We start from the raw sequence: 14,375 nt of genomic DNA on the forward strand, positions 1-14,375 counted from the left end.
TTGTTTAATATCATTTGCTGCTTCATCCTTCAACAATTCACTCGAAAACGTAATGACTTGATATATGCTAAAAGTAATCAGCGCAAAAAGAACAATGCCAACTAATACTTTCAATTGTTTACTCACAGAACTAACCTCCGTCATCCTACTACTCTTATTATAATAAAAAAAGCACCCGTACGGGTGCTTGAAATTTTATATTTTAGTGAATGTAGTTAAATGTTGATACTTGTGATGCTGGAATTGTACGGTAGCTTACAACACCTACAGTGCCGTTCCAACCCATTTCTGAGATTGTGATTGATCCATCACCGTTGATTGATTCAACAACTGCAACGTGACCTACTGCACCTGCACCGTTTGTACCTGCGTAGCTCTGTGCAACTGCTCCAACTGATGGTGTGTTATTTACAACAAATCCATCCGCACTTGCTCCGTTTACCCAGTTATTTGCATTGCCCCACATGTTGCTGACAGGTTTACCGAGTGCTGCACGTTGTTCAAACACGTGCCATGTGCACCATCCCCAGTCATAGTAGTTCGATAAACCAGCAAACTGTGAGCTGTTTACAGCTGGTGCTGAAGCTGCTTGTGTTTGTTGTGCTTGCTGAGCTTGTTGCGCTTGTTGTGCTTGTTGTGCTTTTTTAGCCGCTTCTTGTTGAGCTCTCTTTTCAGCTGCTGCTTTTTCTTTAGCAACACGTTGTGCTTCTGCACGCTCAGCTGCAATGCGTTGTTCTTCAGCTTTTTGAGCTGCTGCTACTTGCTCAGCCGCTACTCTTTCAGCTTCTGCTTGAGCCGCTGCTGCTTCTTCAGCTGCAATTCTGTCAGCTTCTGCTTGAGCTGCTGTAGCTTCTTGTACTGCTTTCTCAGCTTCTGCTTGAACGTTGTTTTCAACTTCTGCTACTTCTTCAACTTCAACAACTTCTTCTACAACTTCTTCAGTTTGTACTTCTTGTACTTCTTCTACTGTTTCCGTAACAACTGGGTTACCTTCTAATACAAGTACGTCACCTGCAACGATATGATCGCTTGTTAAACCGTTTAATGCTTTTAACTCGTCAACAGATAGTCCTGTTGCACGTGAGATTGAGTATAAAGTGTCTCCAGCTTGGATGTGGTAAACACCTGAAGCAACTTCGTTTACTTCATTTTCTTCTACTACAGGCTCTACAACTTCTTCTACTGCTTCAACTTCAACAACTTCTTCAACTTGTGCGACTTCTTCAACCGCTTCAACTTGTGATCCAACTGTTAATACAAGTCCTGGGTGAATTAAGTCTGATGAAAGGTTGTTTACTGCGAATAACTCATCTAAATCCATACCGTGGTCTAAAGCAATTTGCCATAAAGTGTCGCCTGCTTTTACTGTGTATGTATTACCTTTTTGTTCCTCAACTGCTTCAACTTCATATGTTAAAACGTCTTCTGGGTGAATTAAATCACTGTTAAGGTTGTTTAACTCTTTTAACTTCTCAACTGTCGTGCCAACTTCGTTTGCGATACCCCAAAGTGTATCTCCTTCTTTGACGATAACTTCCTCAGCGTTTGCTGTAAGCGATGTACCTGTTAATGCTGTTAATGTTGCTACTGAAAATACTGTCTTCTTCATAAGTTCCAATGTCCTCCTGAATACTATGTATTAAATAAACGTATATAAATTATAAAAGTAAAATTCAAAGTTGATAAATAAAAAATTGTGAATGTAAATCAAACTATAGCACACATTTTTGCACTTTTTAGCGTTGTAACATAAATGTAACAGAATAGATATAACACCATAATAAAAAGGCGCTGTTTGTTACAGCGCCTAGTATTTACGTAACATTTACTTCTGTTCCATTAGCCATTCTACGAGTGCATTTAAGTCTTCTTCATCCGTTACTAAATCGCTCGGCATACTTCTCGTACCATTTTCGATAATCGAACGGATATATTCAGGTGATTTTTCGCTGCCGATTTGAGATAGATCTTTTGCACTACTGCCGCGTCCTCTTAAATCGACGCCGTGACATCCAACGCACGTCTGCTTATAAACAACTTCTCCGCGGTGCATTTCTGACGCCACACGGCTTTCTTCAGTCGTTTCTTTGTTAGACGTACACGCTGACAAAATAACAACAGCTATTAAACTAAATATAAATCGTTTCATAATTTTCTCCATTAATTAAAAAGGCTCTGTCGAGTGACAAAGCCTTACGAGTTTTATTTCGTGAAGAAGTCGTATAGGTCGCTAACTTCTTCGTCTGATAAACTACCAAACGCTGGCATTCCGCCTTTACCGTTTTTAACGATATCTGTAAATTCATCTTCACTTAATGAAGTGCCCGCTAATGCTGGACCTGAAGCTCCTGAGAAGTCAGCTCCGTGACAAGATGAACAGTTTTGTTTTGCAACTTTTTCTCCTGGATGTGCTTCGTCAGTGCTTGAATCGTCACCATTGTCTGCAGAGTCGCCGCCCCCGCCGCACGCTGCTAATACTAACGTTGAACCTAATAAAAACGTTGATAAGAACTTTTTCATAATGGTCACCTCTAATAAATTTTTTAAAAGCTTATTGATACTTTTACATACCTATATTTTATCATATATAAACATTTTGTCGTAAAAAATGTTTTAAACATTTAAGTGCCAACGTAAATAACTGTCGATAAACGGCATTAAATCTCCGTTCATTACTTTGTCGACGTTACCGACTTCGTAATTCGTACGGTGGTCTTTTATCATCGAATATGGGTGAAATACGTATGAACGAATTTGTGATCCCCATCCGATTTCTTTTTGCTCACCTTTTAACGCCGCGATTTCTTCTTGCTGACGCTCGAGTTCTAACTGATAAAGTTTTGACTTTAACATCTTCATTGCCGTTTCACGGTTTTTAATTTGTGAACGTTCATTTTGACACGTAACAACGACACCTGTCGGATGGTGTGTAATACGTACCGCTGAATCTGTCGTGTTCACGTGCTGCCCCCCTGCACCACTCGCACGGTACGTATCGATTGAAATATCTTCTTGATTAATTTCGATATTAATTTCAGAGTCTTTAAACTGTGGTGTTACTTCACACGACACAAATGACGTATGTCTACGACCGGATGAGTCGAAAGGTGAAATACGAACGAGTCGATGGACGCCTTTTTCACCTTTTAATAACCCGTAAGCAAACGGACCTTTAACGCTGAGCGTCACACTTTTTACACCCGCTTCATCTCCAGCGAGATAGTTTAACACTTCTGTTTTAAATCCTTGGCCTTCAATAAAACGCTGATACATTCTAAGAAGCATCTCTGCCCAGTCTTGTGCTTCAGTACCACCTGCTCCAGGATGAAGTTCTAAAATCGCATCTTGTTCATCGTGTTCTTCACTTAAAAGAATGTTTAACTCGAATTCATCGGACTCCTTTTTGACGTTTTGAATCGTCTCTTCCATCATTTCTTGTAAGTCTGGATCGTTTTCTTCTTTTAATAACTCTAAAGACACTTCGATGTCATTCACTTCGTCTTCTAACGAATTAAATCCATCGACGACACGTTTTAACTGGTTATTTTTTTCGATAATTTCGTTTGCTTTATCTGTGTCGTCCCAAAAGTTAGGTTCGACCATTAGTTCTTCGTACTCACGAATTTGTGTCTCTTTTTCTTCTAAGTCAAAGAGACCCCCTAAATTTTTCTAGTTTCGTACGCATCTCTGCTATAAAGCTTTTAATTTCACTTACTTCCATAAATTTCTCCTTAAGCACCGTGGCAGTTTTTATACTTTTTACCAGATCCACATGGGCATGGATCGTTTCTGCCAACTGTTTGTTTTTTAACGACCGGTTGCTTTTTCATTTTCTTTTTACCGTCAGATGCTTGCATTTTATTTTTATCGACGACTTGTTCACGTTTAATTTCTTCATCAGACTGTACTTCTGATTTTAGAGTCATACGTGCTGTTGAGTCTTCGATTGCGTTCATCATCTCTTCAAACATTTCTAACCCTTCGTTTTGGTATTCTCTTAACGGGTTAATTTGTCCGTAAGATCTTAAGTGAATACCTGTACGGAGTTGGTCCATCGAGTCGATATGCTCTGTCCATTTTTGGTCGATTGTACGTAACATCATCATGCGCTCGAATTGACGCATACGTTCAGGCGTTAAAATCTCTTCTTTGCGCTCTAACTCTTCGTACGCTTTTTCTTTAATGAGTTCGATAATTGACTCCGTCGATTGACCGACTAAGTCATCCATTTCAATTTCACCTTCACGAACGTAATACTGCTCGAGTAATTCTTTAAATGTTTCATAGTCGATCATTGAACTATCTTGGTCATTGTAATAGTGAATTGTGCGTTCAATAGAGTTATCGATCATACCGTGAAGTAAGTCTCTCACGTCTTTTTTGTCGATAATTTCGTTACGTTCACCGTATATAATTTCACGCTGTGTTCTTAATACTTCGTCATATTCTAATACACGTTTACGTGCGTCGAAGTTATTTCCTTCCACACGCTTTTGTGCAGATTCTACGTTACGTGTAATAAAACGGCTTTCTAACATTTCGTTTTCCATACCGAGTTTTTCCATCATCGCTTGAATACGTTCAGATCCGAAACGTTTCATTAAGTCGTCTTCTAGTGATAAGTAGAACGTACTTACTCCGACGTCACCTTGACGCCCTGAACGCCCACGTAACTGATCATCAATACGACGAGATTCGTGACGCTCTGTACCGATAACTGCGAGTCCACCAAGTTCTCTCACACCTTCACCGAGCTTAATGTCCGTACCACGACCGGCCATGTTTGTTGCGATCGTAACTTGTCCACGTTGACCCGCATCTTCAACGATTTGAGCTTCTTGCTCGTGGTTTTTAGCGTTTAATACGTTATGGCGTACACCCGCTCGGCGCAGTAAATCAGAAATAATCTCCGACGTTTCTACTGCGACTGTACCGATTAAGATTGGTTGACCACGTTTATAACGTTCGACAACCTCTTCGATGACTGCCTTATATTTATTATCTTTTGTCGAATAAATTCTATCGTTTAAGTCTTCACGTTGAACCGGACGGTTCGTCGGAATTTGCGTAACGCGCATATTGTAAATATCTAAAAATTCTTCTTCTTCAGTTTTAGCTGTACCTGTCATACCTGATAACTTATTGTATAGTCTAAAGAAGTTCTGGAACGTAATAGATGCGAGTGTTTTTGATTCGCGCTGAATCTCAACCGCTTCTTTTGCTTCTAATGCTTGGTGTAATCCTTCAGAGAAACGACGCCCTGGCATCGTACGTCCAGTGAATTTGTCGACGATTAATACTTCTCCATCATTCACGACGTAGTCGACGTTACGCTCCATCGTATAGTTTGCTTTTAACGCTTGGTTAATATGGTGAAGCGTAGATACGTTTTTAACGTCGTAAAGGTTATCTAACTTATACCATTTCTCTGCTTTTGTCATACCATCTTCAGTTAAAAGAATCGTGTTTTTACGTACGTCATACGTATAATCTTGTTCTTTCTTTAACGTCGATACAAATAATTGTGCTTGTTGGTACTCTGTCACACGTTCATCTGCTTGACCTGAAATAATTAACGGTGTACGTGCTTCGTCGATTAAAATCGAGTCGACCTCGTCCACGACACAGTAGTTTAACGGGCGTTGCACACGATCTTCCTTATATGCGACCATGTTATCTCGTAAGTAATCGAATCCGAGCTCGTTGTTTGTCGTATACGTAATATCACAGTTATACGCTTCACGTTTTTCTTCACTATTTTTTTGGTTTAAGTTGAGTCCAACTGTTAACCCTAAGAAGTTATATAGCTTTGCCATCTCTTCACTTTGTACTGAAGATAAATATTCGTTAACCGTAATTACATGTACGCCTCGACCAGTTAAAGCATTTAAATACACCGGCATCGTCGCCGTTAACGTCTTACCTTCACCGGTTTTCATCTCTGCGATGTCACCTTTATGAAGTGCAATCCCACCCATAATTTGTACAGGGAATGGTTTCATTTCTAACGTACGCATTGATGCTTCACGTACGACTGCGAATGCTTCTGGTAAAATTTGGTCTAAAATTTTATCTTGTTTTTTTCTATCGTCACTATGTTCAGCTAATTTTGCTTTAAACTTTTCAGTTTCTTGCTGTAGTTCAGAATCGCTATATGCACTATAGCGTTCTTCAAGCGCGAGTACTTTTTTCGTTTCTTTTTCAAGAGATTTAAGTTCGCGTTTATTGCCGTCGAATAATTTACGCAACATACTCATCGAAATTTCTCCTTATAAAATCATTATCATTACATTTTACCAAATTTTTTGCTGAAAATAAAAGCTTACACATTAAAAGCCTCTAGCTTTTATGCTAGAGGCTTAGGTGTTCAATTAATTTGTTTCAATTAAACCGTATTTACCATCTTTACGTTTATAGACGATACTTGTCGCTTCTCTATAACGATCGTTAAACACGAAGAAATCGTGACCAAGCATATCCATTTGTAGAATTGCTTCTTCAGCATCCATCGGTTTTAACGTAAACTCTTTAGATTTTACAATTTTAATATCATCGTCATCTTGAGATTCTTCTGGTTGCTCATTTAACACTTGGAATAAATCTACGTGACTTTCGTCTTTTTCACGGAATTTACGGTTAATTTTAGTTTTATGTTTTCTAATTTGACGTTCTAATTTTTCAACGACTGCGTCTACTGCAGTGTATAAGTCGTCATGTCTTTCTTCCGCACGTAGTGTTAAGCCTTTCATTGGGACTGTAATTTCTACTTTCCCCATTTTGTTGTGGTACGTTTTGATGTTTGCGTGTGCAAATACGTCCTGCTGATCGTTAAAATAACGATCTAATTTATTTACCTTATTTTCGATAAATGAACGAATTGCATCAGTGACTTCGATGTTTTCTCCTCTAATTTCGACTCTAATCATGATGATACCTCCTAATGTTATCTTGTACCTTAATTATATCAAAGTTTTCTAGATATAGAAAACGTTAACACATCGATACGCTTTGGATTATGCGCCTTTAATATTTCACTTACTTGGCGCACAGTTCCACCTGTCGTAAATATGTCGTCGACGATTATAATCGACTGATTTTTTAAATCAATATTCTCTCGCATTGAAAATGGATTTAACTCTGTCTCTCTTTCATATTTAGAAAGTTGTGACTGACGCATCGTTCGATGTGACGTCAAAATATCGTCGTATTTAACGCCCGCATCATCTAATATACGCGTCACTTGATTAAACCCACGTTCTTTTAAACGCAACTTTGAAATTGGGACCGGTATTACTTTATCATATAGCCGGATTTTTTCTTTTACAAACATCGAAAATGCCTTTTCTAACGCGACATCTCCTAAAAACTTATATCGCCGTATCATCCTCTTTACTATACGATCATATTCATATATCGAAGTGACATTCATATTATAAAACTGAAACGATTCATCGATTTTTAATTCCATTAATTCGGATAAACAACCGTCACATAAACAAGACGGTTGTATAAACATATTAATTAGATTATAGTCCCTTTCTATCTCACTATGACAATACACGCAGTTCATAATTTCACATCTCCTTTATTAAATCGGTACGTTTTTTCCAATGCTTTTATGATTCCGAGCGTATTGTACTTTGCAAATATATAAACGTTTCCTTTCGTATCTTCAAGTTTACGTCCAGCGCGTCCCGCGATTTGTATGAGTGACGTGTCATCAAAATATTCACCGTGAATGACGAAGACGTCTAAACATTTAAATGTGACGCCGCGCTCTAGAATTGTTGTCGTAATCATAATGTCGATGTGACCCTCTCTCATCTCGTCCATCTTTTCTTTACGCTTAGGGTCACCACTAAAAATCGTTTCAACTGTTTTAAACTCTTTCATAATGACATTTTTAATTGGTTCTAATAAGTCAATGTTCGGCACGAAGATGAACACCTTTCTTTCTTGTGACATCGATGCTCTTAATAAACGCCATAAACTATGGGGCAATTTATTTTTCTTTAAATGATGTTTTACATTTGTAAAAAATACTTTTGGCATGACGAGAGGTTCTCCGTGATACCTACGTGTAATCGAGACGACATGTTCTTTTTTAACCTCTTTAATTAAAGATTTACTCGGCGTCGCGGTTAAGTAAATGATGACACCGTTTGTTGATTTTGCTTGCTGGATTTGTGACTCGAGTACCTCATCTCCTACGAGTGGAAATGCATCGACTTCGTCGATAATAATGACATCATAATGATTTCTAAAATTAAATAATTGATGGACTGTCGACACTGTAAAGACAAAATCCGCTTCAATTTTTTCTTCTCCGTATAATAAGTCGATCCGTGCGTCTTTAAACGCATCTGTTAAACGTAAATATATTTCTCGTATGACGTCTATTCTCGGCGAGACGAATAATACGTTCATCCCTAAACTTCTCGCATATTGTATACCGCGAAATGTAATTTCGGTTTTCCCAGCTCCGGTGACTGCGTAGATCATTAAATCATAGTTATGTTGAATCGCATCGACAATGCGGGTTTGTGCTTTTAACTGTTCGTCGTTTAACTCAAAATTTAAAACATACGGCATAAACTTACGGTAGCGTCTCGGTGAGATAACACGTAACGGTTTACGGCTATCGCTTCTACCAAGTGTTACGCACTGCATACAATACGTGACGTCTCCGAAGTGATCTGAATATGAATAAAATAAATTCTGATTTTGATTGCCACATCTTATACATTTGTATGCGCCATTTTCTTTTTTAACTCCGACTTTAGAGTAAATCGTTGTGTTTGATTTCGTTCTTGTAAATTTCATATACACTCCAATAAAAAAACACGCAACGAAATACGCTGCGTGTTTATATATAATATTTATGATTGATTAAAATCCTGTGACATCGACATCAAACGATGTAATCGCGACGCCAATCGCATGTTCACCTAAATGTGTACCGATAACTGGTCCAAAGTGACTCATGAGAACTGTTGTGTCTTTAAATTTACTTGCAAGTTTTGCTTGGAATTCTTTTGCTTCATCTTCAATATTAGCGTGAATGACCGTTATCACGATATTGTCGCCTGTTTGTTTTTCGATGGCTTCTTGAACGAGGTCTTCAACTTTACTTAACGCTTTTTTCTTCGTACGGATTTTTTGAATCGCAACGATTTTACCTTCTTCAAATTGTAAAATCGGTTTGATTTTTAGCAATTGACCGACGAACGCTTGTGCGTTTGAAAGTCTACCACCCTTTTTTAAATTCGTTAAGTCATCGACGACAAAGTATGCGTCTAAATAGTCTTTGTCTGTAAAACGGTTGAGAGTTTCTAACAACTCATCGAGTGGCGTATCGTCTTTATGTTGAGCGGCATAAACTGCAAGTAAACCGAGTGGCGTACACGCAATTTTTGAATCGACTGCATGTAGTGTAATTCCTTCTACACTTTGACCAGCTGCAACCGCGTTTTGTAATGTTCCACTAATTGAACTCGATAAGTGGAAACTAATCACGTCTGTATAGCCTTTTTTGTATAGCTCTTCTAATAGAATAATGTAATCTCCAATAGACGGCTGAGACGTCATCGGTAATTCTTCTTGTTCGCGCATTTTGTCATAAAATTCTTCAGGGGTAATGTCGATATCTTCTCGGTATGTGTCGTCACCAAAAATCGTGTTTAAAGGTATTGTATAAATGTTGTTTTTTTCTTTAATTTCGTCTGATAAGTAGGCAGTTGAATCTACTACAATTGCTATTTTCATATATATCCCTCACATTTTAGCACTCGTTTCTATATTACACTAAAACGGCTGTATGTTAAACTGTTTTAAAGAGGTGTACACGATGGAACAAATTTACATGAACAAATTAAATACGTCTACTGAAATCGACATTAAACGTTCAACGTTTATATCGTATATCGCACGTACTGAAACTGAAGATGAAGCAAAACAATTTATAAATGAAATTAAGCAAAAACATAAAGACGCCACACATAATTGTAGTGCCTATATTATCGGAGAGAATGCACTCATTCAGCGTGCCGATGATGATGGAGAACCTCAAGGTACAGCAGGTATTCCAATTTTAGAAGTATTAAAACGTGAAGAGTTATACAATACAACGATCGTCGTGACGCGTTACTTCGGTGGCATTAAGCTCGGAGCTGGCGGACTAATCCGCGCATATTCAAGCGGTGCTGCCGAAGCAGTAAAGACAAGTGGTAAAGTATATCTCGTTCCAATGGTGCCGACCATGATCGTATTAGATTATACGTTCACCAATCGTTTCGAACACTATTTAGAACAAGAGAAAATCGAAATTAGAGATCAACAATATACAGACAAAGTGACGTATCAACTGCTCGTTTCTCAAGAAAATGTAGACGATGTCAAAAACGAACTACAAAAAATAACGAGTGATACGTTTACGATGACTACTTCAGAAGTAGAAATGGCAGAACGTACACTCGTCTAGCGATTCATATATATAAACATTTGTTTAACAAATCTTAAAATTGGGCGGCGGTTTGATCCGATCAAATCCGTCGCTTCTACTATAATGACTACTGATAAGATAAGCAGTAAACAAATGAGTACTGCACCTGTCACTGTAGATAAATATAAAATTACTGATGCAAACGCAAATAGCGTTGCCATAAAGTAAAGTAAAATCACACTTTGACGGTGCGTAAACCCTAAGTATTGTAACTTATGGTGCAAATGCCCTCTATCGGCGCGCGTCAGTGAGACCCCTTCTCTATACCGTCTAACAGCTGCAAACGTTATATCGATAAACGGTACGCCAAGAATGATAATTGGGAATAAAATCGAGAAAAACGTCACGTTTTTAAATCCTAATATCGATAATACTCCGAGTACATACCCTAAAAACATCGATCCGTTATCTCCTAAAAAGAGTTTCGCTGGATAGAAGTTATAATATAATACCCCGAGCGTTGACCCGATAAGTATCACGCTTATCATCATGACAAATATATTATTTTGTAAAATCGCAATTACTGCAATACTTGCTAAAGCAATGACTGTTACACCAGATGCTAACCCGTCTAATCCATCAATTAAGTTAACTGCGTTAATGATCACTGCGATCCATAAATACGTAAATGGAATCGCAAATATACCAAAATCTACCGTTATCCCAAACGGCGTAATCGTATCAATGACAACTCCAAACATCACGGGTATCGTAATTACAACGAGTTGTCCAATGAATTTGATACTCGGTTTCAGATCATATTTATCGTCGATAATACCAATTAATACGATTAACCCTCCACCGATAATAATCGGTATATATTCCGGTTCAATCGGTCGAGCGATAATTAATGTAATTACAAACGATACAAAAATCGATATCCCGCCGGAAAACGGCATCGGTTTCGCATGTTGTTTTCTATGGTTCGGATAATCGACAAATCCAAACTTATAACTTAATTTTATAAATATCGGTGCAACGATGAATGATATGATTGCAGATAATATTAATAGAAATAATGTATACATATCCTCACCTGCTAATTATTCTTATTAACTATATCATAATTCGCCATTAAATACTCCTACCACTTAATTTCAATTAAATTTAAAACACTGTATAATATGATATGAATTTGCTTAAAAAGGCGGTATGCAAATGATTATAAACTTTATATTAAATATCGCGCTCATTATTAGTGGAATCTATGTTTTTTATAGATTGCAGTATCATTTCCGGAAAGGCGTTAAAAATCCACTCCTATTCCAAAGTTTAATGATGACTGCCCTAGCCGTATTATCACTTATGGTCCCCCTACATATCGGGGACGTCACGTTATCGTTATATTATATACCGATGATTCTATTGTTTTTACACAATAAAATACCATATAAAATATTATCGATTGCAATCGTATTTTTGTTTTATCATTTCTTATTTCAATACGATCTCATTCAGTTTATGATATTTTTAGGGCTCATGGTTCTTTATCAACTGATCGTACCGTTCATTAAAACACCAAAGACGAGTGTTATCATATTGTCGAGTGGACTATTCACAGTCGTGTACTTAATTACGTTGTACATTTTCGTCACACCGATTAGCGATAAGACATTAGTCGCATTTTTCTTATCGTCTTTATGTGCAACCATCTTTATATTGTTAGTATACGAAGACATTAATCGAACATTTAACTTCTTTATCGATAGAGAAAAATATAAATATTACGACCGTCTCACAAAACTTGGTAACGTTAAAATGTTTGACCGTTTCATCGACAAAATATTTAAAGAAGAGGAGAACGTCAGCATATTATTAATCGACATCGATAACTTTAAGTTTTTTAACGATATCAACGGATATGATTCTGGGGACGAACTTATTAAACAAATCGCTCGACTATTAAAAAACCACCTGCCGACAGGTGGGGAGATGTTTAGAAGTACAGGAGAAGAGTTCTCGATGGTCATTCCGAATTTATCGTTTGACCAGACAGTCCGACTCGGAGAGGCGATACGTTACACTGTTGAACATACAAAGTTCCACATTGATGATACACACGTCGTGAACATGACTGTATCTATTGGTATCGGTTATAAGTCGACTCAGATGATGCTTAAAAAAGACCTCATTCGTCAAGCAGACAACATGCTCTTTGCTGCGAAAAAACAAGGTCAGAATAGAATTATGTTTGCTCCAGTTGGATAAAAAAACAGGAAACGTTTCAGTTTCCTGTTTTAATCTTCAACACGTGCAAGTGCTTGAACTGTTATTTTACTATGTGAATCGTGCCACTTCACTTCACCATTTTCGAAGTAAAATGCTTGTGGTGATTCGTGTTTAATGTTAAATTTTTCAGCAATGTAGTTTGAAAGTTCTCTGTGATCTCGAACGATTAAATAATAGCCATCGATATCACGTTCATAGTGAAACTTTTGAAACTCCTCAAACGCTGTCGCAGAGATTGGACATGTGTTACTATGTTTCATAAAGTAAAAATATGGCTTTTCTTCGAGCAATCGGTCAAACGACTCGATTGATGTTATCTTTGTTAACATCTTGAACAACTCCTTAATAGCTTTAATTAATTTATCACGGTTTTATATTAAAATCAAATTAAAATCAATTTAGTACGATTTGAAAGGGTGAAAAACATGCAAAGAGAGTTAAAACGTTGGACAATTTTAGACACGATTAACGCGACACTTTTAATCGTTGTGTTTTTATACGTATTGGATTTCCAAAATAACGCACTCGTATCTTGGATTTTTGTAATCGTATTCGCATTTTGGATGGTCACAGTCATTTCTAGAAACATTATCATATCTAGAATTCGAGATGGTAAAATGGAGGATCCGACAAAGAAATAGTGAAATAGAAAACTGCACATCAATGATGTGCAGTTATTTTATTTCGTAGATTCTTTTAGTTGATTTAGTTTTTCAGAGTACGTCATATCAAGTTTATTAAACGATTCTGTTTTTGGAACAATGTTTTGAATTTGAAGATTTTGTTCTTCTTCGTATACTTGGATGATGTTAATACGCTCTTTGTAATACGATTTAAATGTATAAAACATTTCTAAACTGATACTTCGTACAGATTTTGCTTCGTCAGTTTCAAGTGGTAATTGATTTAATTTGTCGATTTGTGTATCTAAAATTGGCATAAGTACTTCATCCACAATGCGCTGTTTCTCTGCTACATCGTTATCGCTTTGTAATAAACCGACATTTTCTTCAAGCTCACCACTACGCTCATTGACGATGTCGATCACTTGGTCGATTTCTGCTGCAGCTTCTTTAGAATGGTTGCCCTGGATAATAGACTGACGTTCTTTTTTTGCCGCACTGACGGCTTCACCGTCTTTAATGAGTTGATTTGTCGACTCTTTATACGATAAATATAAATCGATTCCACGTCCGAGCTCTTTCGCGAACGTTTCTTTTAACTCTAAGCTCTCTACATAAGCTTTATGCACTTCTTTTAACTCTTCATTTGAAACTTCTACCGCTTCTATTTTTTCATTCATTTTAGTCGACAATGGAATGAGAGATTCATCGACTATTTTTTTAATTTCAGAGATGTCATCTTTTGAAACATCTGCCTCTGTTGCATAGACTGTCTCTAGTTGCTTTAAGTCAAGTTCGTCGAGTGCCTCAAGAAACTGTCGGTCGAGTTCGTAAATATCTTCCATATTTTCTTCATATTGTTGGATGTCACTTTCTAGCGATGACTGGCACGCAGATATAATGAAGACTGTGCCGAGTAATATAGTTAACCTTAAGTATCGAAACATGCTAGAATCTCACCCTTCCTCTTGCATGGTTATTCTAGTCTTTTTTTGTATTCCCGTTTATAATAGTAATTGATT

Annotated in this window: 15 protein-coding genes; 3 read left to right on the forward strand and 12 right to left on the reverse strand. The window is 37.3% G+C overall.

All coding sequences use genetic code 11. From position 1 onward, the window contains the following. Window positions 1–202 precede the first annotated feature (202 nt). The 9 genes from TJ68_RS08205 to TJ68_RS07090 all read right to left on the reverse strand — a co-directional run bounded on the left by TJ68_RS08205 (window position 203) and on the right by TJ68_RS07090 (window position 9,765). Entirely contained in the window at window positions 203–1,609 is a 1,407-nt protein-coding gene (locus TJ68_RS08205) for a LysM peptidoglycan-binding domain-containing protein (RefSeq protein ID WP_052327377.1), read from the reverse strand. Window positions 1,610–1,825: 216 nt separating this feature from the next. Continuing rightward, a complete protein-coding gene (locus TJ68_RS07055) occupies window positions 1,826–2,149 on the reverse strand; it encodes a c-type cytochrome (RefSeq protein WP_040929461.1) in 324 nt (107 codons plus the stop codon). Window positions 2,150–2,202: 53 nt separating this feature from the next. Next, window positions 2,203–2,520, reverse strand: coding sequence for a c-type cytochrome (locus TJ68_RS07060; RefSeq protein ID WP_040929462.1), 318 nt, complete (start codon window positions 2,518–2,520; stop codon window positions 2,203–2,205). Between the two features lie 93 nt (window positions 2,521–2,613). Beyond that, window positions 2,614–3,721, reverse strand: a protein-coding gene (gene prfB, locus TJ68_RS07065) for a peptide chain release factor 2 (protein ID WP_148449690.1) whose coding sequence is annotated in 2 segments (ribosomal slippage) — window positions 2,614–3,648 and window positions 3,650–3,721 — 1,107 coding nt in all. Because the reading frame shifts where the segments join, the coding sequence is not laid out codon by codon here. Between the two features lie 10 nt (window positions 3,722–3,731). Next, window positions 3,732–6,257 (reverse strand): preprotein translocase subunit SecA, encoded by a 2,526-nt coding sequence (gene secA, locus TJ68_RS07070; protein WP_040929464.1) that lies wholly within the window; start codon window positions 6,255–6,257, stop codon window positions 3,732–3,734. 114 nt (window positions 6,258–6,371) lie between these two features. Beyond that, a complete protein-coding gene (gene hpf / locus TJ68_RS07075) occupies window positions 6,372–6,926 on the reverse strand; it encodes a ribosome hibernation-promoting factor, HPF/YfiA family (RefSeq protein ID WP_040929465.1) in 555 nt (184 codons plus the stop codon). Between the two features lie 38 nt (window positions 6,927–6,964). Further along, window positions 6,965–7,468, reverse strand: a complete 504-nt coding sequence (locus TJ68_RS07080; RefSeq protein ID WP_162138467.1) for a ComF family protein — start codon at window positions 7,466–7,468, stop codon at window positions 6,965–6,967. Between the two features lie 98 nt (window positions 7,469–7,566). Next, window positions 7,567–8,823 carry a DEAD/DEAH box helicase family protein gene (locus tag TJ68_RS07085; protein ID WP_040929466.1) on the reverse strand — a complete coding sequence of 419 codons (1,257 nt, stop codon included), beginning with the start codon at window positions 8,821–8,823 and terminating at the stop codon, window positions 7,567–7,569. Window positions 8,824–8,889: 66 nt separating this feature from the next. Next, window positions 8,890–9,765, reverse strand: a complete 876-nt coding sequence (locus TJ68_RS07090; protein ID WP_040929467.1) for a DegV family protein — start codon at window positions 9,763–9,765, stop codon at window positions 8,890–8,892. 82 nt (window positions 9,766–9,847) lie between these two features. Between TJ68_RS07090 and TJ68_RS07095 the strand changes: the two genes are divergently transcribed. Beyond that, a complete protein-coding gene (locus tag TJ68_RS07095; RefSeq protein ID WP_040929468.1) occupies window positions 9,848–10,480 on the forward strand; it encodes a YigZ family protein in 633 nt (210 codons plus the stop codon). Here the strand turns inward: TJ68_RS07095 and TJ68_RS07100 are convergent. Then, window positions 10,477–11,529, reverse strand: coding sequence for a glycosyltransferase family 4 protein (locus TJ68_RS07100; protein WP_040929469.1), 1,053 nt, complete (start codon window positions 11,527–11,529; stop codon window positions 10,477–10,479). The two genes, TJ68_RS07095 and TJ68_RS07100, sit on opposite strands and share 4 nt — an antisense overlap. Before the next feature lie 247 nt (window positions 11,530–11,776). On the opposite strand from TJ68_RS07100, the gene TJ68_RS07105 reads away from it, so the two are divergent. Next, a complete protein-coding gene (locus TJ68_RS07105; RefSeq protein ID WP_162138468.1) occupies window positions 11,777–12,709 on the forward strand; it encodes a GGDEF domain-containing protein in 933 nt (310 codons plus the stop codon). 29 nt (window positions 12,710–12,738) lie between these two features. On the opposite strand, the gene ytxJ is transcribed toward TJ68_RS07105, so the two are convergent. Continuing rightward, complete coding sequence (gene ytxJ, locus TJ68_RS07110; protein ID WP_040929471.1) at window positions 12,739–13,059, reverse strand: bacillithiol system redox-active protein YtxJ; 321 nt, start codon at window positions 13,057–13,059, stop codon at window positions 12,739–12,741. 96 nt (window positions 13,060–13,155) lie between these two features. Between ytxJ and TJ68_RS07115 the strand changes: the two genes are divergently transcribed. Then, window positions 13,156–13,371: a hypothetical protein gene (locus tag TJ68_RS07115; protein ID WP_040929472.1), complete on the forward strand. Its 216-nt coding sequence runs from the start codon at window positions 13,156–13,158 to the stop codon at window positions 13,369–13,371. Window positions 13,372–13,409: 38 nt separating this feature from the next. On the opposite strand, the gene TJ68_RS07120 is transcribed toward TJ68_RS07115, so the two are convergent. Next, on the reverse strand, window positions 13,410–14,300 hold the full coding sequence (locus tag TJ68_RS07120) for an EMYY motif lipoprotein (protein WP_040929473.1): 891 nt from the start codon (window positions 14,298–14,300) through the stop codon (window positions 13,410–13,412). Window positions 14,301–14,375: the final 75 nt, after the last annotated feature.

The sequence above is a fragment of the Nosocomiicoccus massiliensis genome (assembly GCF_000438455.1).
Classification (GTDB): Bacteria; Bacillota; Bacilli; order Staphylococcales; family Salinicoccaceae; genus Nosocomiicoccus; species Nosocomiicoccus massiliensis.